This window comes from Flavobacterium phragmitis, from assembly GCF_900112575.1.
Classification (GTDB): Bacteria; Bacteroidota; Bacteroidia; order Flavobacteriales; family Flavobacteriaceae; genus Flavobacterium; species Flavobacterium phragmitis.
The window spans coordinates 69,213-95,382 of sequence record NZ_FOMH01000016.1; the positions used below are offsets into that span (position 1 = coordinate 69,213).

Here is a 26,170-nt window from a genome sequence, read left to right on the forward strand (position 1 = left end):
ATACCTTAGATCATTACAATGCAAAATTTAAAATACAGTATTTTTTTATTGATGTTTCTTTTCGCTGTAAAAGTGGATGCTCAAAAGGAGAGTGCGATACAAAATCAAAAACCGTATGTTTCTCAGGTTTGGCAATCTGATAAAGGAGATGGTACCTATACCAATCCCATTTTATATGCCGATTATTCCGATCCAGATGTGATTCGGGTAGGAAACCATTATTATATGACGGCCAGTAGTTTTAATTGTACGCCTGGTCTGCCTATTTTACATTCTACTGATTTAGTTAATTGGGAGATCATCAATTTTGCATTGCAAAAACAAGTGCCTGAAGAAGTATTTAATGTACCACAACACAGTAAAGGGGTTTGGGCTCCGGCAATTCGTTTTCATAAAAATGAATTCTACATTTATTGGGGAGATCCCGATTATGGTGTTTATATGGTCAAAACCAAAGATATTTACGGAAAATGGGAAGAACCTATTTTGGTTATGGAAGGCAAAGGAATTATTGACCCTTGTCCATTTTGGGAAAATGACAATGCTTATTTAATACATGCCTGGGCGGGCAGTCGCGCAGGTATCAATAGTCTGTTGACCATTAATAAAATGAATTCAGAAGGAACTAAGGTTATTGATGAGGGTAAAAATGTGTTCGATGGTCACGATAAACACCATACGATGGAAGGCCCTAAATTATATAAAAAAGCAGGATACTATTATATTTTAGCACCGGCAGGAGGTGTAGAAAACGGCTGGCAGGTTGCAATGCGTTCCAAAAACATTTATGGTCCTTATGAAGATAAAGTGGTTCTGGAACAGGGAAGCACAAAAATAAATGGCCCACATCAAGGAGCCTGGGTTACGAGTTCTGATGACAATTCCTGGTTCTTACATTTTCAAGATCAAGGAGTTTATGGCAGAGTTTTACATTTACAGCCTATGAAATGGAAAGACAATTGGCCTGTAATGGGGAAAGACTTTGATGGTAATGGTATTGGTGAACCTGTAGCAAGTTATAGCAAACCTTTTTCTAAAATACAATCAACTATAAGGAATCCGGCAGAAAGTGACGAGTTCAATGATGGTAAACCAGGCTTGCAATGGCAATGGTATGCAAACGGTTATGTAAAATGGAGCGCACAGATTCCAGGAACCAATTACCTGCGATTGTTTGCAATGAGCTTGAAGAATGAGCCAAATTTATGGAATGTGCCCAATTTACTTTTACAAAAATTACCAGCGCCAAATTTTACAGCAACAACCAAAGTAAAGCTGACTACAGAATGGAATACGGCGGGAAAAAAAGCAGGATTGTTACTCATGGGACAATCGTACTCTTATGTGGCTATTGTTTTCCACGATGATAAATATTGGGTGCAGCAGGTTATTGCAGAGAATGCAGTAAATGGTGAACAAGAGAAAATTATTGAAGAAAAACCGTTGCTTTCGAATGAAGTGCAATTGCGAATGAAAATAACAGCACCTGAAGCTCATTGTCAATTTAGCTACAGTGAAAATGGAATTGATTTTATTGAAATTGGAAAACCGGCAAAAGCGCAAAAAGACTTATGGATAGCGGCTAAAATTGGAATCTTTGCTACAAGTTTAAATAATGTCCGTATGGGCGGTTATGCCGATTTTGACTGGTTCAGAATAACAAAATAAATAACAAAAGTATATAGCGGGTTATTATACTTGCTAAAATTCAAAAAAGATATAATAAATACAATGAGGAATTTCAAATCACTTTTAACGACAATAGTATTAGTATTTACTGCTGTTACGACACAAGCCGAAAATAAGGTAACACAAGTTGAAACACTCGAAGCCTTAGAACAGTCTGCCAATGGCAACGGTCAAAATATCCAGATGAAACCGGGAGTTTATTCATTTGCTGATTATTTAACGAAAGACAGGATAACTAAGTTATTATCAGAACTTCCGAAAGCAACAGAACAGCAAAAGCGTCCTCCTCGTTGGTTTTTACGCTTTAAAGGCAATAACAACACCTTTGATTTTACAGGAGTTACCTTCGAAATCAATACCGAATTATATAAAATTTTACCCTACGGTTATACACGCTGTATTTTTATTGATGGAAATGGTAATACCATAAAAGGTTTAACCATTAAAAATACCGGTCCTAAAAATATAGGAAGTAATGGTAATATACTTTCAATTTTTGGAGACAATACTTTATTGGAAGATGTCAAATTGTATGTAAGCGGTTCAACTTATGGATATGGAGATTTGTTTGGAAAAGGAGGTCCAAATTTGACTGGTCTTCAGAAACAAAGCGGAATTATGATTGCAGGTAAAAACAATACAGTTAAAAGATGCAAAGTTTTTAGCCGTGCGTTTGGACACTGTTTTTACATCCAGACACAAGGACATAATACCGATAATGTGGTTTTAGAAGATTGTTATGCTGAAGGTGAAATGCGTACTACAAATGATATGCTGGCAGAATCAGGAGGTCTGGCAGAAAAATTAAAATATCAAAGCGTATATCAAAATCGTGATGGTCGTTATATGATTAGTCCGGGATATACAAAATCACTCTGTGAAGATGGTTTTCGCACGTATGGCGGAGTAGGTAAAGTTACGCTTCTTAATTGTACCTCAAAAAACACCCGTTCAGGTTTTGAAATCGGAGGAACAGATGATGCTAAAAATCAAACGCTATTACAAGGCTGTCAGGCTTTTGGAACAGAAAGAGGGTTTTTGATCGGGTCTAACGTAGTAGTGCGTGATTGCAGAGCAGACATGCAATTTGGACCATTATTATATCTTAGAGAAAATACGGTAGGTGCTGATGTAGAATTAGAATTAGTTCCAGACATGCCAAAATCATTGGTACACACTATAGCGACGATTGCGGGGAAAAACCATCGGGTAAAACTGTATGCAAATGATACACAAACAGCAATGCCAAGTTTACCTATAATGTTGGGATTTGGGATGCCGGCTCATGCAGAAATGAGTTCTCCTATTTTACCAATGCCAACAGAAAATATTGTAGTAATTAATGATTTACAGCATAGTTTCATCATAAAAAATGATGATGCTAAAAATCTTGAAATTAAATCGACCCTACCACAGTTAACGAATACCGAAACGCAGACAATGAATGGTAAAGGTAAATGGTAAAAGTGAAGTGATGCTGATAAAATTGAAAATTAAAGAAGAATGAGCACTAAATTCAGATTACTATTTTTTATAAGCTTTTTAAGTTTAAGTGGTTATAGTCAGATATGGCAATGGAGTGTAAAAGTAAACACAACTATTTCTGCAGAAACAAATGACCATCCGCAAGCTTTTTTATGGATTCCCGAAAATTGCAAGCAGGTTAAAGGTATTGTTTTTGGGCAACATAATATGATTGAAGAAGGGATCCTCGAACACTCATATTTTAGAAAAGTATTAGCGGAGTTGGGTTTTGCTGCAATTTGGGTTACTCCCGTAATAAGTTGGACATACGATACCACTAAAAATGAGGATAAAATAATTGAAAATGTATTTCAGTCCTTAGCAGAAGTTTCCGGATATAAGGAGTTGGCTCAGGTGCCAATTGTTCCAATTGGACATTCTGCGATGGCAAGTTTTCCATGGAATTATGCCGCATTTAATCCGCAACGTACCTTAGCTTTAGTTTCCATTCATGGCGATGCACCACAAAGTACTTTAATAGGAAGCGGTAAGCCTAATCCTGATTGGGGCAATCGAAATATAGATGGTATTCCCGCTTTGTTTATTATGGGAGAATACGAATGGTGGGAAGCCAGAATTCAGCCGGCATATAAATACATAGCTAAGCATCCCAAAAGTGTGATTACACTATTTGCTGATGCTGGGCATGGTCATTTTGATTATTCGGATGAGCTGGTAAAATATATGGCAGACTATATAAAAGCGGCAGCTATTCGTAGACTTCCTTCAAAGTCAGAAATAAGTGGTTTTACTACATTAAAAGAAGTAGAGCCAAGTTCGGGCTGGCTGATGGATAAATGGCGAAAAGATTCGATTTCTCAAGCTGTTCCTGCTTCTTTTGATAAATTCAATGGTAATCGCGCAACAAGTTCCTGGGTTTTTAATAAAAAAATGGCAATGGCCACCGAATCATTTTATGCCAGAGCGAGAGGAAAAAAACAACAATTTATTGGGTTTAAGCAAAACGGTAAGATTGTAGAATCAGTAAAGAACCATGCTAATTTTCAGCCCAAATTTGTACCTAATGCAGATGGAATAACTTTTAATTTAAGTGCTTTTTTTTCCGATTCCACTCATACTAAATCTGCTTCGTCGCATGCCGTTACAAAACTCCAATTGGATAGAATTTGCGGACCAGTTAAAAAGGTAAATGATTCAACCTTTCAAATTAGTTTTGATAAGCTGGGTTTTAATAATACAAAACGAAGTAGTGATATTTGGTTGTTAGCACATAATGAAGGTGATGAGAATTACAAAAGTGCTGTACAGCAGGTAAACATAAAATTTCCACTTTTTAACAAATCTGGCAAACAGCAAACGATTCAGTTTAATGCGCTGAAAGATGTTACTGCAAAAGTAAAAGCAGTACCATTAAAAGCTGTTTCCGACCAAAATACAACGGTACGATTTTATGTTAAAGAAGGACCGGCTTTCATCAGGGAAAACACTTTGTATTTTTCGAAAATACCACCTAAATCGAAGTTTCCAATAAAAGTTACAGTAGTGGCTTGGCAATACGGAAATCAAACAGATTTACAATCAGCGACACCAGTAGAAAATCATTTTTTTATTAAAAAAGAATAAATATGAAAAACATACATCAAAAATATAGTTTAATACTCTTAGTATTCTTTATACAGATAGGAGTCTTTGCACAAACCATTATAAATGAAACACTGCAAAAGTTAAATTCGCCTGATGGTAATTATGAATTTACTTTTTACCAAAAAGAACTTACAGCAAGTAAGAAACAAATGTATTATTCTCTTTCTTATAAAGGAAAACCTGTAGTCTTGGAATCAGAATTAGGGGTATTGATTGAAAATCAAACTTTCGAATCGGCTTTAGGCATACCTAATGATACTTGTAAAGTATGGGGAGAGAATCTTAATTTTAAGGGAGTACTTAAAAATACCGTAAATCAAACTTGGAAACCACTTTATGGAGAGAAGACTTTGATTACAGACCATTATAATGAATTGACTCTTACATTTCGTAAGGGACAAGAAACTCCCACAAATTTGACAGACGGTTACGATAAGAATAAAAGTTATTTTATGAATGTTGTAGTCCGTGCGTACAATCAAGGTGTAGCATTTCGTTATTATTTTCCTGAACCTACCAACGGTCTTTTTCTGCATATTGTTGGAGAGCAAACGCAGTTTACGATGCCAGAAGGTACCTTGGCTTATTACGAACCTTGGGCACAAGGACCTTATGATTTACTGCCTCTTAAAAACTGGAAAGGACAAAGTGAACGTCCTTTAACCATGAAATTATCCAACAAACTTAACGTCGCTATTACAGAAGCGCAGATGGTGGATTATTCGCGAATGAAATTGAGTTTAAATCCAACGAAACCCAATACAATTCAGGCCGCTTTGTATGGAAGTGTTGATGTAATTCCGGCTTATGCAACGCCTTGGCGTGTCATCATGGTTGCAGACAAAGCAGCAGATTTAATTGCAAATAATGACATCATACTGAATCTAAACCCGGAAAATCAAATAAAAAATACAGCTTTTATCAAACCGGGCAAAGTAATTCGTGTTGCAAAACTAACTCAGGCCGATGCTAAAAAATGTGTTGATTTTGCAGTAGAGAGAGGTTTGCAGTACATTCATTTAGATGCGGGTTGGTATGGTCCGGAAATGAAAATGAGTTCTGATGCTACTACGGTTTCAGAAACTAAAGATTTCAATATGCCAGAGTTAACAGCTTATGCTTCATCAAAAGGAATAGGAGTTTGGGTATATGTGAATCAAAGAGCTTTAGTGCAACAGCTTGATAGTATTTTACCATTATATAAAAAATGGGGAATTAAAGGTATTAAATTCGGATTTGTACAAGTTGGAAATCAACGTTGGTCGACCTGGCTTCATGAAGCAATTAAAAAATGTGCCGAGTATGAAATGATGGTAGACATACATGACGAATATCGTCCTACAGGATTTAGTCGTACCTATCCCAATTTAATGACACAAGAAGGAGTTCGTGGTAACGAAGAAATGCCAGATGCTAATCACAATACTATTTTACCTTTTACTCGTTTCTTAGCAGGCCCAGCGGATTATACGATTGCTTATTACAATAATCGTATTAAAAATACTCATGCCCATCAGTTGGCCTTGTCCGTGGTGTATTATAGTCCAATCCAATTCTTCTATTGGTATGATCAGCCTGCATTTTACCAAGGAGAACCAGAAATAGAATTCTTTGATAAAGTTCATACAGTATGGGATGAAACAAAGGTCATTAATGGTGAAGTAGGAGAGTTTATTACAATAGCCCGTAAAAAAGGAGATGATTGGTTTGTTGGCGCAATCACAAACAATCAATCACGTCAAATTACAATTCCTACCGCTTTTTTAACTAAAGGAAAAAAATACACTATCAAAACATTTCAGGATGATGATACAATTCAAACGCGAACCAAAGTAGCGGTTAAAGAACAAATCATAAAAGGAGGAGAAACACTTTCTTTTAATTTAAAAGCGAGTGGAGGAGTCGCGATTATAATTAGTGAATTGCCTAAAAAATAAATGGGCTATTAATAGGTAAACTAAAAGTCGCTCCAAAATTGGGAGCGACTTTTTCTATTTAAAAACTCAAGGCATTAGTATTTGCTTTTATAAATAACTTTCTACTAATGTCTTCATTTATAGCTTATGTAGATTAATAAAACTATAATTTATACTCTTTGAACCATAATTTATCTTCCTAAAAATTAAAACGAACTAATATTGGGATTGTGTTTATAAATCAAATTTGGATAAACGGGCACAGCTATTAATTTAAGCATTAATCAATTTTTATAATTTACAAATTAGTCTAAAGAAGCATTTCATCTTTTGAAGAAAATAAAAAAGTAACATTTAAAATAAAATGAAGTATTTAAACAAGTCAAAGTATATCGTATTTTCTTTGATAACTATTATAACGACATCTGCACAGTCCCATTATCCCGGACAGCATCAATCAAAAATAAAAGTTGGAGATACTAAAAATATCCAATTAACAGCTTTTGATCTTCAGAATGTGAAATTATTAGACAGTCCTTTTAAGGATAATATGATTCGGGAAAGCAAATGGATTATGGATATTAGTGCCGATCGTTTGTTGCACAGTTTCCGTAATAATGCTGGGATATACAGTGGTTATGAAGGAGGTTATTTTACCATGAAAAAATTAGGCGGATGGGAATCCTTAGATTGTGAGTTGCGAGGCCACAGTACTGGACATATTCTTTCTGGTTTAGCTTTACTGTATGCTTCTACTGGCGACAATAAATATAAAGTGAAATCTGATAGTATTGTATCTGGTTTAGCTGAAATACAAAAAGTACTAAACCAAAAAGGTTATCTCAGCGCTTTTCCCGAAAATTTAATTGATAGAGCTATAAAAGGACAAAAAGTCTGGGCTCCTTGGTACACACAACATAAATTATTTTCGGGACTTATAGATCAATATTTGTATTGTGATAATAGCCTGGCGCTTGATATTGTTAAAGGTATGGGAGATTGGGCTTATCAAAAATTAAAACCTCTTTCTCAAGAAGAACGCAAAACGATGCTACGCAATGAATTTGGAGGTATGAACGATTCCTTTTATGCTTTATATCAAATTACGGCAAATCCAAATTATAAATTCCTTGCGGAGTTCTTTTATCATGACGATGCTTTAAATCCGTTGATTGATAAAGAAGATAATTTAAATAAGAGGCATGCCAATACCTATATTCCTAAATTAATTGGTATTTCACGCGCCTATGAATTAGAAGGAACAAATAAATATCGAGAAATATCTGAGTTCTTTTGGAATACCGTAGTAGACCATCATTCATTTATTACTGGCAGTAATAGTGATAAAGAAAAATTTTTTGAACCTGATCACCAATCAGAACATTTGAGTGGATACACTGGCGAATCGTGTAATGTATATAATATGCTGAAACTGACGCGTCACTTGTTTGCGTATGATCCTAAAATTAAATATGTCGATTTTTACGAAAAGGCTTTGTATAACCACATTTTAGGACAGCAAGATCCACAATCAGGAATGGTTGCATATTTCCTCCCTATGAAACCAGGCGCTCATAAAGTATACAGCACGCCAGAAGATTCCTTTTGGTGCTGTGTAGGAAGCGGATTTGAAAATCAGGCCAAGTATGGAGAATTTATTTATTATCATGATAAGAAGAATTTGTTTGTCAACCTTTTTATTCCATCTCAATTGGTTTGGAAAGAGAAAGGATTAACGATTAAACAAGAAACAACTTTTCCAAATCAAAATAATATCAAATTAACCATTAATACAGCGGGGTCAGAAGTTGTTCCGATAAATATTAGATATCCGAATTGGGCAACAGACGGCGCTAAGATTTCAATTAATGGCGAACAGCAAAAAATTACTGTAAAACCCGGTAATTATATCATGTTAAATCGCAAGTGGAAAAATGGGGATACTATCGAAGTGGTATTTGATTTACCGTTAAAGATTACACCTGCTCCAGATAATCCAAAAATAGTAGCAGTAACTTATGGACCAATTGTCTTGGCTGCCGAATTAGGTAATGCCGATATGATAGAGCCGGCTCCCTTTAGTAATCCTAAATTATACAATGATTATTATACCTACGATTATCATGTTCCAGCTTCGATTACAAATAAGCTGAACTATTCATCTAAGGAATTACTAAAAAATATTTCCAAAGTAAAAAATAACATTTTGTTGTTTAAGATTAAGGGAAATGAAGAAACACTTAAACCAATTTCTGATATACACAGACAGCGATATACTATTTATTGGGAACTAAATAAATAATTACAGTAATAAGATTATGATTCTAAACAAACAAGTAACAGTTATATTGGGAGTATTTATCCTGCTTGCCGGCTGTGGTAAACAATTGGTTCAATCTCCGGCAGAAAATGATTTCAATGTAGATGCCGAATTGAATTATTGTGTAAAGCAAACCTCTAAAGCTTTAGCTCAAATTCCAGATAATGGTTTAATACCTAGAAATATCGCACCTAATGCCAGTCAATGGCGGATGGTAGATTACACCGATTGGACCAGTGGTTTTTGGCCAGGGGAGTTATGGTATCTTTTTGAGGCGACTGCAGACAGTAAGTGGAAAAAAGTTGCAGATAAATATACGGAGTATTTAAAACCGCTTTCGGTTTCTCCAGCTACAGATCACGATTTAGGTTTTCAGGTATTTAGCAGTTATGGTAATGGGTATCGTTTAACCAAAGATACTGAATATAAATCAGTATTACTGAAAACTGCTGATACGTTGGCCACTTTATTTAACCCAAAAGTGGGTACTATTTTATCCTGGCCTCGTGATGTGCCAAACATGGAATGGCCTCAACACAATACCATCATGGATAATATGATTAATTTGGAATTATTATTCTGGGCTTCCAAAAATGGCGGATCTAAACAATTATACGATATGGCAGTTAGCCATGCAGCAGTAACCATGAATAACCATTTTAGACCCGATTACACTTCCTATCACGCAGTAGTTTATGATAAAGAAACGGGAAAAAAAATAAAAGGAGTTACACATCAGGGGTATAGTGACAGCAGTATGTGGGCACGCGGACAGGCTTGGGCAATTTACGGCTATACGATGGTATATCGTGAAACGAATGATCCAAAATTCCTTGATTTTGCACACAAAGTAACCCGCGTTTATTTAGATCGGTTACCAAAAGATCTAATTCCATATTGGGACTTTGATGATCCTGCAATTCCAAAGTCACCTCGTGATGCATCAGCAGCAGCTGTGGTTGCCTCAGCATTGTTAGAATTGGCTGTTTACACAACTGATAATAATCTGGCTAATGAGTACAATGAAAAAGCGTTGGGGATGTTAAAGGAGTTATCCGCAAACTATCAGAGCAAAAATCATAATTCAGCACTTTTATTACATTCTACAGGACATAAACCCGCTGGTTCTGAGATTGATTATTCCATTATCTACGCCGATTATTATTATATAGAAGCATTATTGCGTTACAAAAAAATTGCTCAGGGTCAAAAGCCATTAATTACTTATAAACTTAACTAATTATAAAACCAAAATTTTAATTGCCTTTTTTAAAATGAAAAATAAAAAAATCATTTACTGGTCGGTCGTTGTGGCGTTGGCTGGTTTTCTTTTCGGCTTTGATACCGTTGTCATTTCGGGAGCCGATAAACAATTGCAGACATTATGGAATTCTTCGGATTTGTTTCATGGTTTGGTAGTCATGTCTTCTGCACTTTGGGGAACTGTATTAGGAGCTGTTTTTGGAGCATTACCTACCAACAAATTAGGTCGCAAAAACACCTTGATTTTGATAGGAGTATTGTTCTTTTTGTCAGCGGTTGGAACTGCTTTTGCGAATTCCCCAATCATTTTTTCAATTTTCCGATTCCTGGGAGGCTTAGGTATTGGCGCCTCAACTATTGCTGCTCCAACCTATGTATCCGAAATTGCTCCGGCCAAAGACCGTGGTAAGTTAGTGGCACTATATCAATTTAACATCGTATTCGGTATTCTGATTGCTTTTCTTTCCAATTATCTATTACAGGATATAGGAGAAAATTCATGGCGTTGGATGTTAGGTGTACAAGCAGCTCCAGCATTAATTTACACACTTTTGGTTTTGGGCATCCCAGAAAGTCCTCGTTACATTTTCGATTATAAAAAAGATGCAGTTAGAGCAAAAGAAATTCTTTTACTAGTAAACACTCCAGACGAAGCAGAGTTGGAATTAGAAGCTATGTCTAATGAAAAAGTAAAAGAAAAAGTAGACGAATCTATCTTTATGAAAAAATACAGAAAACCATTAATGTTGGCCTTCTTTATTGCCTTATTCAATCAATTTTCTGGAATCAATGCATTTTTATATTATGCACCGAGGATTTTTGAATTGGCAGGTCTTGAAAAATCAGCTTCTTTCTTTAGCAGTATCGGAATCGGAATGGTAAACTTAATATTTACACTGGTAGGGATTTCACTAATAGACAAATATGGTCGTAAAACTTTGATGTATTTGGGTTCTGTTGGCTATATTGTTTCTTTAGCTCTAGTGACTATGGCATTTTATTTTGAATGGAAAGGTATGGCAGTTCCTTTGTTTTTCTTTTTATTCATTGCTTCTCACGCAGTAGGACAAGGCTCGGTAATTTGGGTCTTTATTTCAGAATTGTTCCCTAATAAATTGCGTGCGGCAGGAACAGCTTTTGGAACTTCGGTACATTGGGTATTAGCGGCACTAATTCCATCTTTTATTCCTTTTTTGTTTAAACAAATTGGCGCAACTACAGTGTTCTCTATTTTCTGTCTAATGATGGTTTGGCAGTTACTATGGGTGTTTTTTCAAATGCCTGAAACTAAAGGTAGAACCCTCGAAGAACTTTCAGAAAGTTTAGCTGCAGAATCGTCTATTACACAAAATTCTAATAAAAAAGTTGAGAATGAATTCATTTAGTTTACAGGGCAAAACAGCCTTAATTACAGGAGCCACACATGGTTTAGGAATGGCTATGGCAGTTGGCCTAGCTCAGGCAGGTGCTGAATTAATTATAACAAATAACCTAAAAGAACCTTTGGATGCTGCTATTGAGCAGTATAAGGATTTAGGATTTAAAGCTTCAGGTTATGTGTTTGATGTCACCGACGAAGTAGAAGCAGAGAAACAAGTGACCCTTATTGAGAAAAATCACGGTAAAATTGATATTTTGGTGAACAATGCCGGAATTATTCTAAGAGTATTAGCTCTAGATATGCCTATCGCCGATTTCAGAAAAGTGGTTGATGTAGATCTTATCGGTCCTTTTATCATGTCTAAGTTAGTGGCTAAAAACATGGTTGAACGCCGCTCTGGGAAGATTATTAACATCTGCTCTATGATGAGTGAATTGGGGCGAGACAATGTAAGTGCTTATGCCTCAGCTAAAGGCGGACTTAAAATGCTAACCCGTAGTTTAGCAACAGAATGGGCTAAATATAATGTACAGGTTAATGCTATTGGTCCTGGATATTTTGCCACTTCACAAACAGCTCCAATTCGTGTAGATGGACATCCATTTAATGATTTTATCATCAGTCGTACACCTGCTGGACGTTGGGGAGAGCCTGAGGATCTTGCCGGTACTGCCGTATTCCTAGCCTCAGAAGCAAGCAATTTTATTAACGGACAAGTAATTTATGTAGATGGCGGTATACTGGCTACAATTGGTAAACCTTCAAACGAATAGATTTCTTACCATGAAATATTTATTTGGGACTCAGATAAAAAGTTTGGTTAATTGTTAGCTGAGTTATTTATTAGGCTGTTATCTTGTGTAGCAGCCTATTTTTACAAATTTGCTACTGATATAGGTGGGCAAACAATTTCTTAAAATTGGAAAATGAAGAAAATACTTTTAACGGCTTTTGTAATAGTTTCTAATCTATTATGGTCGCAAAAAATACAGCACCCTGCATTATTGTTAACTTCGGAAAGAGTCAACTACGCAAAAAAAATGATGGATAGTGATCCAAAATTAAAGGAAGCATGGAAAATCATTAAAAAACAAGCAGATGAAGCACTTTCTAAAAATGATTTGTTGAAGACCGATTATTTGGCTTTGGCTTATTTAATGTCTAATGATAAAAAATATGCCGAAAAAGCAAAAGAAATATTATTGAATTCAGTAAGAGGAAAACAATGGAGTAGTACCGATGAAATGATGTTGCGCAAACCCGCTTGGCGTGCAGATTTAGGATTTTCTCATAAATGTCGCATTAGTGCTATTGCCTTTGACGGAATTTACAATACACTTTCAGAAGCAGAAAGAAAAGAAATTACTGAGGGCTTGTTCAATTATGGAGTCGTACCTGGTTTAGGTGATTGGTTTTTAGAACCAACCCGAATTCATTCGCTCAATTCTATGGGACACAATTGGTGGACATCTTGTGCCAGTATGTCTGCATTGTTAGCATTAAGTATTGCAAACGAAGTACCTCAGGCAGCTACAGCAGCGGTAAAGTTTTATGAACAGTTACCAGAATGGTTTGCTTTTGCTGGTGATGAACTTCAAAATAAACCCAAAAGTTTCGATAAAAATGGAGGAATGTACGAAAGTATTAATTACGCCAATTTTGGTATATCAGAAGCTTTAGTATATATGCTGGCTTGGAAAAATGCCTACACCAATACTAAACCATTAGAAATACCAGAATTAAAAAATACGCCAGATTTTTTTATGTATTGCGCCTATCAGGGAGACAATAAAATACAAAGCCTTAATTTTGGTGATAGCAGGGCAGAAATTACAGCAGAAAATGTAATGCTGCTTCTCTATGCTTTAGGTCAAAAAGAGGATAATATGTTATGGTACTTAAAGCAAACAGAAACGGGTAACAATAGGGAAGGACTTTATAGAAATACACCTTTAGGATTTTTATATTATCCGGATACTAATAAAGCTCCTAAAGAACCAAACCTAAAAAACTCGCAGTTATTTGCTGATTTTGGCTGGGCTACCTTACGAAACAGCTGGAAACCAGATGCAACAATGTTAGCTGTAAAAAGTGGACATACCTGGAATCATTCGCATGCTGATGCTAATTCATTTTTAGTGTACCATAAAGGTGAAAATCTTATTGCAGATGGTGGTCATTGCTGGTATCCAAATCCTGCTTACCGCGAATATTTTTTTCAAAGTCAGGCGCATAATGTAGTCTTGTTCAATGGAGAAGGTCAGCCTGCTAATCAGCAGTATGAAGGTTCTATGCTGGATGGTAAACTTACTAATTTGTTGGATGCTGGTACCATAAAATATGTTTTAGCCAATGCAACTGGTCCTACCTCTAATAATTTTATCCGCAATTTTAGACATTTTTTATGGATGGATAATATCATTTATGTTGTCGATGATTTAAAAACCTACAAAGAAGGAAATTTCGAATGGCTATGGCATTTAGAAGGTGAAGTAAAAAAGAGTGGAGTAGATATTAATGTAAAACACAACGAAGCAGCGTTAACTATTCGTCCCATATATCCTGAATATATTACTCCTTCCAATTTTGTACATGACTATCCAACCTTTTCACGTTTTGAAGAACGTAAAGCTCCTTCTGAAGATTTAAAAGGAGAAACGACCTATTATTCTGTTAAATCTCCAGTAGCAGCTAGAAAAATTAAGGGATTAACTGCGATTGTTCTAAAAGAAAAAGAAACTGATAAAATGCCCAAAATAGAGAAAATTGAAGGCAAGGATTGGATAGGAGTTCGTGTGCATAATAATGGTAAGATTACAGATATTATTATCAATCAATTAGCCGATGGTACTTTGATGCATTCCAATTCGTGGATATGGGCTGGTGGTTGGGAAACTGATGCATATATGTTTGCAGTAACTTATGATGAAAACAGTAAACCAGAAAATGTAGCAGAAATTTGTATAATATATGGCAGTGCACTTCGTCGTAACAACAAAGCCTATTTTGGTTCCTTATCAAAATTAAATGTGATTCAAAAATTAGAAAGAAATACAATGTCAGTCACTATCGATGGGCAACCTCTGATTAATGTATCATTTTATACGCCTAAACAGCTTGATACTTTACTAGTGAATGGAGAAAAAACAACCTTTGATTTAAATAGTGAATATCTGAGTTTTAAATTGGACAATCGTATTAAAAATTAAATTATTAGCTGTACTTAAAAAATAAATTTTTATTCTCTCTCTTAGAACTCTTATTTTTACAAGAATAATGGAACTATTAAAGAATGGGAACTACAAAAAAATATGTATTTAAGATAACAGCTTTTTTGTTATTTGGTTTTGGAACAATATATGGACAGCAAAAAGTTACAATTGTAGCGGCTGCCAATCTTAAAGTTGCTCTGGATTCGATAAATACCGTTTTTAAAATTCAAAATCCTGCTATAAATTCTCAAATTACTTATGGTGCCTCTGGAAAATTATTTGAGCAGATTTCTAATAGTGCCCCTTTCGATTTATTCTTTTCAGCTGATATGGATTATCCGAAGAAATTAGAAGAAAAAAAGTTGACCGCTTCTAAAATCAAAATGTATGCTACAGGAAAATTAGTAATCTGGAGCAAAAAAATAGACCCGAATAAAAGTAAGATGAACAGTCTCTTAAGCACCGATATTCGGAAAATAGCTATTGGAAATCCGTCGACTGCTCCATATGGCGAGAAAGCTGTGGAAAGTTTGAAATTTTATAAAATATACGATAAGGTGAAAAGTAAACTTGTTTTTGGTGAAAACATTACTCAGGCGATTCAGTTTATTACGACTGGAAATGCAGATATTGGAATTACCGCCTTATCACTTGTCCTTACGCCGAATATGAAAAAAGAAGGTGGAAAATATTATAGTATTCCCAAGAATAGCTACACCGCTTTAGATCAGGGGTGTGTAATTTTGAAAAACGGAAAAGGAAATACAGCTGCTCTAAAATTTTATAATTTTATATCTTCAAGACAAGCGACTGCGATTCTAAAATATTACGGATATGATACAGATTTATGATGAATATAATTAACGGAATCATAACAAATATTGAATCGCATGAAGGAATGTCACTTATAAAAGTTAGGTCTAATGACGTTATATTTACTGCAATTGTTCTCGATACACCTGAAACTTCGGATTACTTAAAAATAGAAAATGATGTTAATGTTATTTTTAAAGAAACCGAAGTCATGATTTCTAAAGATCTAACGCCAAACATCAGTGTTCAAAATAAATTACATTGTGTTATTGAATCTATCCAAAATGGAGTGATTCTCAGCCAGATTAATCTTAGGTATGATCAGCAGATTATAAAATCTATTATTACAAGAAATGCCTGTGAACAATTGGATTTAAAAGAAAAGGATACAGTATTGGCTTTAATAAAAACAAACGAAGTAAGCTTGTCTGCTCATGATTAATCTAGAACCCTTATGGCTTACGGCAAAACTTGCTCTGATTACCACAATAATACTGTTTATTGTGGCGATTCCGCTTTGTTATTGGTTATCTTACACTAGATTTCGATTCAAAGCAGCTATTGAAGCCTTAATTAGCCTACCTTTAGTTTTACCTCCTTCAGTTTTAGGATTTTATCTTTTAATCGCTTTTAGTCCAGAAAATGCTTTCGGTAAATTTTTATCTGATTATTTTGATTTGAGACTGGTTTTTACATTTCAGGGATTAATTGTGGCATCTGTTTTATACAGTCTTCCATTTATGGTAAATCCTATTTTATCAGGATTAAAAAATCTGCCTGTTGCATTGCAGGAAGCTTCTTTTACACTTGGAAAATCAAGACTTACAACCTTAACGAAAATTTTACTGCCCAATATCCGCACTTCAATACTAACAGGTATTATAATGACTTTTGCTCATACGATAGGTGAATTTGGTGTGGTTTTAATGGTTGGTGGCAGTATTCCTGAAGAAACCAAAGTAGTCTCTATTGCAATTTATGAGGAAGTAGAATCGATGAATTATCAAAATGCCAATATATATGCTGGAATTTTATTTCTATTCTCTTTTTCTGTTTTGTTGGCAGTACATTTAATCAATAATAAAACCAGAAACACCACAGTTTATTAATGATACAGATTAAAGCTTATAAAATGCTGCATACAGCAGAAGGTGAATTACCGTTGGATATTTCTCTGACTATTGAAAAAGGTCAGTTTGTATCCATTTATGGAAATTCTGGAGCTGGAAAAACAACCATTCTCAGGATATTGGCTGGACTTACTCGTGCTGAAAATGGATACATTAAAGTTGGAAATGAAATTTGGGATGATTCTCAAAAAAAGTTTCATCTGCCGGTTCAAAAACGCTCTATTGGCTTTGTATTTCAAGATTTCGCCTTATTTCCGAACTTGACAGTAAAAGAAAATCTAAAGTTTGCATTATCTAAAAATGAGTCAGATGAAATGGTTGCTGAATTAATTGAACTCATGGAATTACAGTCTCTTCAGGATAATAAACCACATCAATTATCAGGAGGACAAAAACAGCGTGTTGCTTTGGCTAGGGCAATTGTGCGTAAACCAGAAATTCTTTTGCTGGATGAACCTCTTTCTGCTTTAGACGATGAAATGCGTTTTAAGCTTCAAGATTACATTTTGAAAATTCATCAAAAATATCAGTTAACGACTTTTATGATCAGTCATGTTATTGCTGAAATTTTTAAGCTCTCTGACAAAGTTATAGTTCTTGAAAAAGGAAAAATTGCCAAAGAAGGAACTCCAAATTCAGTTTTTGCTGGGCAGAAATTAAGCAGTAAGTTCCAATTAACCGGCGAAATAATCAGCATTGCAAAAAGCGATATTTTATATATTATACAGGTATCTTCTGGAAATAATATCATAAAAGTAACCGCATTAGAAGAGGAAGCAAAAGATTTTAAAATAGGACAAAAAGTACTGCTGGCTTCAAAAGCATTTAATCCTATAATTCAGATACTATAAACAATAATAATAAAAATCTACATTAAGGATGATTTCTGAAGTTACTTTAAAAAGAAATGAATCCATACTATTTTTTAGATCTTGAAAAAGAACAGTAATGAAAGTTAAATCTCATTATAAAGAGTTTATACTTTTTTTTGTGGCAGTAAGGCGTAATAATAATTTCTCTTAGAAAATTTCATCGAAGTTGTAGTCTTGGTAAGGTTTAAGTAAGTGCCACTAAAATAGGAAATTGTTTAATACAGTCTGGATTATTCTAACCTTAATTGTAATAAAGTTTACTGCTCCTTATATTTGGTTGATTGTTATCTGAATTATTCTGTAAAACTGTTAAAATGTTTAATTTAAGATAATATAGTATTGGCTTAGGATAAAATATGGTTGGATTAATTTGCTAATTGCCTCTAATTTTACAATTGTTAAAACATTCAATAAGCTAGGAATTATTGGCTATTTTTGATAAATGTGTATTTTACACGATTAGATATGTTTTAAACTCTTCTAGTTTAAAGTTAAAACCAAAATATTAAATTTTTTGAATATGAAATTATCTAGACTATTACTATTTACATTGTTAAGTTTTGGCTATATACCCGCAACGGCTTTATGGGCACAAGGCGGAGATCAGATTCTGGACGGTATTGGCGAAACAGGATTGATTGCTCGTTATGTGTTTGATGGCGATGTAAAAGATTGGTCTCGAAATAATCTGCATGGTAATATTTTAGATTCCAAAATGAAATTTGAAAATGATGCTCAATTTGGAAAAATACTTTCTTTAACAGCAGGCAGTAATAGTTATGTTACGATTCCAGGAAGTGTATTTGCAAACGAAGAATCTTTAAGTATTTCAGGATGGATTTATTTACTTTCTGATCAGCGAAATCAGCATTTTTTTGATTTCGGAAAAAACAGCAAAACTCATTTTTTTGTTGCTCCGACTGGGAATAAAGAAAAAGGTAATTTGCAAACAGAAATTACTACAGCAGGAGAAAAGTATAAGACTGATGGTCCTGTTTTAGAACTTAATAAATGGGTTCATTTGGTAGTTGTAATTGATATTCCATCAAAGTCTTTAAATACTTATGTTAATGGAGTTTTAACTGGAACAACTAAAATTGCAAAACTAAAACTAGATCAATTGTTTGATTCTAATACAGCTAAAAACAATGTTTTGCATATTGGGAAATCAATTTCGCCCGAATATCCTTATTTAAAAGCAAAATTACATGATTTTAGAATCTACAGAGTTCCATTAACAGAAAAACAGATAGGGAAAATTTACTATAATTCTTTAAAAAGCGAAGCAGAAGAAGAGGAGCCAGAACAGCCAACAGGCGATCTGCCAAAATATCCTGCGGGAACACCTCAATTGTATAATCAATATTTAACGGGCATTTTAGATATCAAAGTACAGACTGTAGTTGGCGATCTCCCTAGATTACCAGGAACTTTAAAAGGGATATATGCTAACGGAATTGAGGGCCCAGAAGTTAAAGTAATCTGGCCGGCACCGACCGATAACAGTTCTGTGCTAAAAGCGGGACAATATACTGTAACCGGAATAGTTTCAGGTACAGAATTAAAACCTAAAGCAGTTGTTACCGTTCAATCGGCAAAAGAAATTCCGACTCCAGAACTTAAACTGAAAGCATTTAATTTAGATGAAGTAACATTAAGCTCAGATTCTCATGGACATGACACAAAATTTATTGAGAATAGAGAGAAGTTCATCAAAACACTTGCAGCAACAAATCCTGATTCTTTCTTGTATATGTTTCGTAATGCTTTCGGGCAAAAACAACCTGAAAATGCAGAAGCATTAGGGGTTTGGGATACACAGGATACCAAACTGCGAGGCCATGCAACAGGACATTATTTAACAGCAATCGCGCAGGCATATGCAAGTACAGGATATGACGATGCGTTACACGAAGATTTCGCCAGAAAAATGAATTATCTGGTCGATACGCTTTATGATTTGGCTCAACTATCAGGAAAACCTCAAACAGCTGGAGGAGTTTCAGTATCAGATCCAACTGCGGTTCCTTTTGGACCAGGTAAAACAGCCTATGATTCTGATTTAAGTACAGAAGGAATTCGCACCGATTATTGGAATTGGGGAAAAGGTTTTATCAGTGCTTATCCGCCAGATCAATTTATAATGCTAGAAAAAGGCGCTAATTATGGCGGACAGAAAACACAAATTTGGGCGCCCTATTATACTTTACATAAAATTTTGGCTGGTTTATTAGATGTTTACGAAGTAAGCGGTAATGAGAAAGCGCTCGAAATATCCAAAGGAATGGGGGATTGGGTGTATGCTAGAATGAAAAAATTGCCTAATGAAACGCTAATCAGCATGTGGAACAGATATATTGCTGGAGAATTTGGTGGAATGAATGAAGTGATGGCTCGCCTTTACCGAATCACAAATGAGAAACAATATTTGGAAGTAGCGCAGTTATTTGACAACATCAAAGTATTTTACGGCGATGCAAAACATTCAAACGGATTAGCCAAAAACGTAGATACTTTCCGTGGCTTGCATGCCAATCAGCATATTCCGCAGATTGTGGGTGCGCTTGAAATGTATCACGATTCCAAAACACCTGATTATTATCGTATTGCTGATAATTTCTGGTATAAAACCACAAATGATTATATGTACAGTATTGGAGGTGTTGCCGGAGCAAGTAATCCTGCCAATGCGGAATGTTTTATCAGTCAGCCGTCAACAATTTATGAGAACGGATTCTCTGCTGGCGGGCAAAACGAAACTTGTGCGACTTATAATATGCTGAAGCTGACCAGCGGTTTATTCCTTTACGATCAGCGTGCGGAATATATGGATTATTACGAACGTGGTTTATACAATCATATTTTGGCTTCAGTAGCAGAAAACACACCTGCCAATACTTACCACGTTCCTTTACGACCAGGTTCAATAAAACAATTTGGTAATCCAAAAATGGACGGTTTTACGTGCTGCAACGGAACTGCTTTGGAAAGCAGCACCAAATTGCAGAACTCCATTTATTTTAAAAGCTTAGACAATCAGGCTTTATATGTTAATCTATATGTACCGTCAACGGTAAAATGGAAAGAAAAAAATGTCACGATAGAACAGACGACTTCTTTTCCAAATGAAGATCATACCCAGCTAACCATCAAAGGAGAAGGGAAATTTGATTTAAATGTTCGTGTACCACATTGGGCGACCAAAGGATTTTTTGTAAAAATAAATGGTAAAGAGGTCAAAGTAAAAGCGATTCCAGGCAGTTATCTTACGTTGAATCGTAAATGGAAAGACGGAGACAAAATTGAATTGCGTATGCCGTTTCAATTTCATTTAGATCCTGTAATGGATCAGCAGAATATTGCCAGCTTATTTTACGGCCCAGTTTTATTGGCGGCACAGGAAACAGAACCGCTTAAAGAATGGCGAAAAATAACTTTAGATGCCAAAGATTTAAGCAAATCAATAAAAGGCGATCCAGAGAAATTAGAATTTGTTGTTGACGGAATACCATTTAAACCATTTTACAATACATACGGACGTCATTCGGTTTATCTGGATGTTACTTTGAAATAGATTGAAATAAAAAACAAGACCCAAACCAAACAAAAAACAAACTAAACAAGCATAAACAAAGATGGGAAACAAAAAACACAGACTTGGTTTATTATTATTTTTGGGCTGTACACTAAGTATTCAGGCTCAGGATTATTGGAGTAGAATTGAACAAAAAACACCTTCTTTGGGTATTGCAGAAGTTTATCAAAAAATAAATACGCCTGCTTTTCAATTAAAGCTGGTAAAAGCATCGCAGACAGTCGCAGGTTTAAGACCCATTAAAAACTTAAACTTTGATTTTACGCCTAGTGACCGACTTGAAATTAGAGACAAAGACGGATTGTATCATCTTGGAGATATCAATTTAAGAATTAAAGAAGGCAATGGCGATTGGCAGAGTTATTCTACAGCAGCAAAACGAGCAGCGGTTACTCCTTTGGAAACTTCATCAAAAATCTTAGCGGCGGCCGATTTAGCGAATACTTTACCAAATAATATTCCAGTAACAATCAAACGTTTTTACGAACTTGATGGCAATCAATTAGTAATGCGATTTGAGATTACAAATAAATCAGATAATCCTATTGAGATTGGTGCATTGGGTATTCCGATGGTTTTTAATAATATTTTAGAAGGAAAATCACTGAATGAAACCCACGCTCAAAATGTATTTTTTGATCCTTATATTGGAAGAGATGCAGGGTATTTGGAAATAAAAAGATTAAGTGGCGAAGGACCAGCATTGGTAGTGCTTCCAAAAGAAAATATGCCTTTTGAAGCATATCGTCCGTTATTGGATGATCCAACGCCAAGAAGTATTGTTTTTGAAGGTTTTCATGAATGGATGGTTTACAGTAAAGCCTACGCAGAAAACGAATGGAAAAATGCACAGCAATGGAATACACCGACTTCATTAGTATTGAAACCAAAAGAGTCTAAAAACTTCTCTCTAAAACTCGTACTTTCTGAAGGAATCGAAGACATCCAAAACACACTTGTAAAAGAAGAACTTCCTGTTGCAACCAGTATTCCGGGATATGTTTTGCCTCAGGATATTAAATCACAGTTGTTTTTGAATTATAAAAGTGATGTAAGTTCATTTGAAATTGAGCCTAAAGGAGCACTGCAAGTTAAAGAAGACGGAAAAACACCAAAAGGGCTAAAAAAATATACCGTTCAGGGCATAAAATGGGGACGCGTCGTATTGACAATCAACTATAAAAATGGTTTAAAGCAGACCATCAATTATAAAATTATCAAACCTGAAAATGAAGTGATTAAAGATTTTGGTCATTTCTTAACGACAGCACAATGGTTCGATCAGCCAGATCCTATTTTCAAAAGAAATCCTTCGGTAATTAGTTACGATTACGAAACTAAAAAGCAACTGACTCAGGACAGCAGGGCTTGGGTGGCTGGTTTAAGTGACGAAGGTGGAGCAGGAGGCTGGCTAGCCGCGATTATGAAACAGCATATTCAGCCAGATAAGGAAGAAATCAAAAAATTAGAGCAATTTGTAGATAAAACACTTTGGGGCAATATTCAGTATAGCGAAGGAAAAAATAAATACGGAGTTAAAAAAAGTGTTTTTTATTACGAGCCAGATTCTCTGCCAAAAGGTACTTACAGCTCAGATGTCGATTATAAAACTTGGGCGGCTTGGAAACATAAAGAAGCAAACGATCCGGGAAGATCTTATAACTATCCTCACGTTGCGGCTGCTTATTGGACATTGTATCGATTAGCGAGATACAATAAAGATTTGGTAGATACCAGGACATGGGATTGGTATTTAAAACAAGCCTATCATACTTCAGTCGCAATGACGGAATTGGCGCCTTATTATGCTCAGTTTGGTCAAATGGAAGGTTCGGTATTTTTATTTATTTTAGAAGATTTGAAAAATGAAAATATGACCGAAATGGCTGCTGATTTAGAAGCAAAAATGAAAGAGAGAGCCAATCACTGGAAAGCATTGGATTATCCTTTTGGAAGCGAAATGCCTTGGGATTCTACTGGTCAGGAAGAAGTATATATGTGGTCGGATTATTTTGGTTATGATGAAAAAGCCGATGTAACCTTAAATGCAATTTTAGCTTATATGCCAACAATGCCTCACTGGGCGTATAATGGTAATGCACGCAGATATTGGGATTTTTTATACGGAGGAAAATTATCGAGGGTAGAGCGCCAGATTCATCATTATGGATCTTCCTTGAATGCAATTCCAGTTTTGAGACAATACAGAAAAAAATCGAATGATTTGTATTTATTGAAAGTAGGTTACGGCGGGCTTTTAGGCGGAATTTCAAACATTACCGAAGACGGATTTGGTTCTGCCGCTTTTCACTCTTATCCAACAGAGTTAAGAATTGATTATTTATCAGGAGATTATGGTTCTGGTTTTTATGGTTATGCGGTAAACACAGCAACTTACATTACAAAAGATGCCGACTTAGGTTGGTTGGCTTTTGGTGGTAATGTTACTACAAAAGGCGATTTAGTAAGCGTAAAATTAACTACAGCGGCAAAATCTAAAGTTTTCATTGCACCAAAACAATTGTGGTTGACATTAGATGCAGGAACTTTTGATACCATTACTTATAATACAAAAACAGAAGAAGTGGAAATTACTTTAAGCAGTAAAAACGAATTTACTCCAAACGCTTATTTAAGAAGTGATAAAGACATAAAGCTTTCTTATCCAAAAGTAAGAGGAGCTTATGAAATACTGTTGACCAATAAAGTAACTAAAATTAAATTATAAAATAAATGCATCTAAAATCAAAAAAACACTTTTGCAGGAGATTTTTACTGGGACTGTTTGGAATCATGATCAGTTTAAACGTAGCAGCTCAGAAATTTGACAAATTTTTTCCAAAAAAAGATCTAACCACTGTTGGAGTTTACTATTATCCTGAACATTGGGATCAAAGCCAATGGGATCGGGATTTGAAAAAGATTTCAGAAATGGGATTTGAATTCACTCATTTTGGAGAATTTGCTTGGGCGCAATTAGAACCTCAGGAAGGAGTTTATGATTTTAAATGGCTGGATAAAGCGGTAGAAATTGCGGCTAAATATAAGCTGAAAATTGTAATGTGTACTTCGACCGCTACACCGCCTGTGTGGCTGGTTCGAAAGCATCCTGATATATTGGCAACTTATGAAGATGGGACCAAAACAGATCATGGTTCAAGACAGCATGCTTCGTTTTCAAGTAATTATTACAGAAGCTATTCTTTAAAAATGATTGAAGAATTAGCGAAAAGATATGGCAATAATAAAAGCATTATAGGTTGGCAGGTAGACAATGAACCTGCACGCTTTTTGGATTACGGAGCCGATGCGCAGCAACGTTATCGAAATTGGCTAAAGAATAAATACCAATCGATTGATGCTTTAAATGTGGCTTGGGGAAATAATTTTTGGAGTGGCACTTATACTGATTTTGAACAAATTAATATTCCGCTTCATAAAGAATGGGGAATGAATTTACATTCGCAATTAGATCATTATCGATTTGCAGATGAAGAAACCGCTACTTTTCTGGATTCACAGGCTATTACGATTCGCAAATATGCAAGCAAAGACCAATGGATCACCTCGAACTACAGATCCAATTATAATGAAAGTTTTGTTGGAATGAGTAAAGAGCTGGATTTTGATTGTTACACCCGTTATTTGGTTTACGGAGGAAGTTTAGGAATTGGCTCGCAAGGGTATCGTTTGGGAGATTATTCGAGTATCGGAATGTCAAATGACTTTTTTCGTCCTTTAAAAGGAATGTACGGTTGTATGGAATTACAGCCGGGACAAGTCAACTGGGGAAGCATAAATCCGCAACCAATGCCGGGAAGCGTTCGCATGTGGTTGTGGCATGTTTTTGCAGGAGGCAGTAAATTTGCGTGTACTTATCGTTTTCGTGCGCCATTGTATGGTTATGAGCAATATCATTACGGAATTGTTGGCACAGACGGAGTAACGCCAACTCCCGGTGGTTTAGAGTTCAATCAGTTTATTAAAGAGATAAATACGCTACGTAAAATGTATGATGCTAAAGCAGCATTGCCAGATTACTATTTAAAACGTAAAACTGGAATTTTGTTTAATGGAGATAATGTGATGGGAATCGACTTAAACAAACAAACGAAGGAATGGAATACGATTGGACATTTTCTGAAATATTATAAAGCCACTAAATCTTTTGGTGCACCAGTTGATTTTGTGCGCGATTCGACTGATTTCTCTAAATATCCATTTTTGATTGTTCCTGCTTATCAGATGATTGACCAAAAAATGATTGATAAATTGACTTTGTATGCCAAAAATGGCGGGAACTTGGTATTAAGCTGTCGATCTGGAATACAAAATCGTTTGGGACATCTTTGGGAAGCTAAATTTTACGAACCGATGTGGAGTTTAATAGGTTCTGAAATAGAATCGTATGATTTATTAATGCCACAATCTCCGGGATTAATAAAGTTCAATAATCAGGAGTTTGCATGGACAAGTTGGGGCGATTTATTAAAACCGAATAAAGAAACGGAGGTTTGGGCCACTTATGGAAGTGAGTTTTATGCCGGAAAACCAGCAGTTATTTCTAGAAGTTTAGGTAAAGGAACCGTAACCTACATTGGCGTGGATTCTAAAAATGGCGAACTGGAAAAACAAGTATTGCGAAAACTATATCAAAAGCAAAATGTAACAATAGAAGATTATCCTGAGGGAATAATGGTAGAATATCGTGACGGTTTTGGCATTGCAGTCAATTATTCGGATAAAATCTACCAAATCAGTTTGCCAAAAAGTGCCAAGACAATCATTGGAAATCAAGCCGTAAAAACTTCCGATGTATTGGTTTGGAAATATTGATATCATTTAAAACG

General features: G+C 35.3%; 16 protein-coding genes. All 16 read left to right on the forward strand.

Annotated features, from left to right (window positions below; genetic code table 11):
• The first annotated feature begins 18 nt into the window (after window positions 1-18).
• The 16 genes from BM289_RS23025 to BM289_RS23100 all read left to right on the forward strand — a co-directional run bounded on the left by BM289_RS23025 (window position 19) and on the right by BM289_RS23100 (window position 26,156).
• Entirely contained in the window at window positions 19-1,668 is a 1,650-nt protein-coding gene (locus BM289_RS23025) for a glycoside hydrolase family 43 protein (RefSeq protein WP_167365487.1), read from the forward strand.
• Window positions 1,669-1,731: 63 nt separating this feature from the next.
• A complete protein-coding gene (locus tag BM289_RS23030) occupies window positions 1,732-3,153 on the forward strand; it encodes a hypothetical protein (RefSeq protein ID WP_091498221.1) in 1,422 nt (473 codons plus the stop codon).
• A 39-nt stretch (window positions 3,154-3,192) separates the two neighbouring features.
• Entirely contained in the window at window positions 3,193-4,797 is a 1,605-nt protein-coding gene (locus tag BM289_RS23035; protein WP_091498223.1) for a hypothetical protein, read from the forward strand.
• Window positions 4,798-4,799: 2 nt separating this feature from the next.
• Window positions 4,800-6,755 (forward strand): glycoside hydrolase family 97 protein, encoded by a 1,956-nt coding sequence (locus BM289_RS23040; RefSeq protein ID WP_091498225.1) that lies wholly within the window; start codon window positions 4,800-4,802, stop codon window positions 6,753-6,755.
• 343 nt (window positions 6,756-7,098) lie between these two features.
• Entirely contained in the window at window positions 7,099-9,036 is a 1,938-nt protein-coding gene (locus tag BM289_RS23045; RefSeq protein WP_091498227.1) for a glycoside hydrolase family 127 protein, read from the forward strand.
• A gap of 16 nt (window positions 9,037-9,052) precedes the next feature.
• Complete coding sequence (locus tag BM289_RS23050) at window positions 9,053-10,294, forward strand: glycoside hydrolase family 88 protein (RefSeq protein ID WP_091498230.1); 1,242 nt, start codon at window positions 9,053-9,055, stop codon at window positions 10,292-10,294.
• 34 nt (window positions 10,295-10,328) lie between these two features.
• The gene (locus BM289_RS23055; RefSeq protein ID WP_091498231.1) at window positions 10,329-11,702 is read left to right on the forward strand and encodes a sugar porter family MFS transporter; all 1,374 of its coding nucleotides are present in this window, start codon (window positions 10,329-10,331) and stop codon (window positions 11,700-11,702) included.
• Complete coding sequence (locus BM289_RS23060; protein WP_208610276.1) at window positions 11,689-12,471, forward strand: gluconate 5-dehydrogenase; 783 nt, start codon at window positions 11,689-11,691, stop codon at window positions 12,469-12,471. The genes BM289_RS23055 and BM289_RS23060 overlap by 14 nt, the downstream gene beginning before the upstream one ends.
• Before the next feature lie 153 nt (window positions 12,472-12,624).
• Entirely contained in the window at window positions 12,625-14,907 is a 2,283-nt protein-coding gene (locus BM289_RS23065) for a heparinase II/III domain-containing protein (protein WP_091498236.1), read from the forward strand.
• An 83-nt stretch (window positions 14,908-14,990) separates the two neighbouring features.
• Window positions 14,991-15,761 carry a molybdate ABC transporter substrate-binding protein gene (modA, locus tag BM289_RS23070; protein WP_091498239.1) on the forward strand — a complete coding sequence of 257 codons (771 nt, stop codon included), beginning with the start codon at window positions 14,991-14,993 and terminating at the stop codon, window positions 15,759-15,761.
• Window positions 15,758-16,165 carry a TOBE domain-containing protein gene (locus tag BM289_RS23075; RefSeq protein ID WP_091498240.1) on the forward strand — a complete coding sequence of 136 codons (408 nt, stop codon included), beginning with the start codon at window positions 15,758-15,760 and terminating at the stop codon, window positions 16,163-16,165. The genes modA and BM289_RS23075 overlap by 4 nt, the downstream gene beginning before the upstream one ends.
• Entirely contained in the window at window positions 16,158-16,832 is a 675-nt protein-coding gene (gene modB / locus BM289_RS23080; protein ID WP_091498241.1) for a molybdate ABC transporter permease subunit, read from the forward strand. The genes BM289_RS23075 and modB overlap by 8 nt, the downstream gene beginning before the upstream one ends.
• Window positions 16,832-17,704, forward strand: coding sequence for an ABC transporter ATP-binding protein (locus BM289_RS23085; protein WP_091498242.1), 873 nt, complete (start codon window positions 16,832-16,834; stop codon window positions 17,702-17,704). The genes modB and BM289_RS23085 overlap by 1 nt, the downstream gene beginning before the upstream one ends.
• Before the next feature lie 541 nt (window positions 17,705-18,245).
• Window positions 18,246-21,299, forward strand: a complete 3,054-nt coding sequence (locus BM289_RS23090) for a beta-L-arabinofuranosidase domain-containing protein (protein ID WP_091498243.1) — start codon at window positions 18,246-18,248, stop codon at window positions 21,297-21,299.
• Window positions 21,300-21,360: 61 nt separating this feature from the next.
• On the forward strand, window positions 21,361-24,048 hold the full coding sequence (locus BM289_RS23095) for a DUF5695 domain-containing protein (RefSeq protein ID WP_091498244.1): 2,688 nt from the start codon (window positions 21,361-21,363) through the stop codon (window positions 24,046-24,048).
• 65 nt (window positions 24,049-24,113) lie between these two features.
• Entirely contained in the window at window positions 24,114-26,156 is a 2,043-nt protein-coding gene (locus BM289_RS23100) for a beta-galactosidase (RefSeq protein WP_244165443.1), read from the forward strand.
• Window positions 26,157-26,170: the final 14 nt, after the last annotated feature.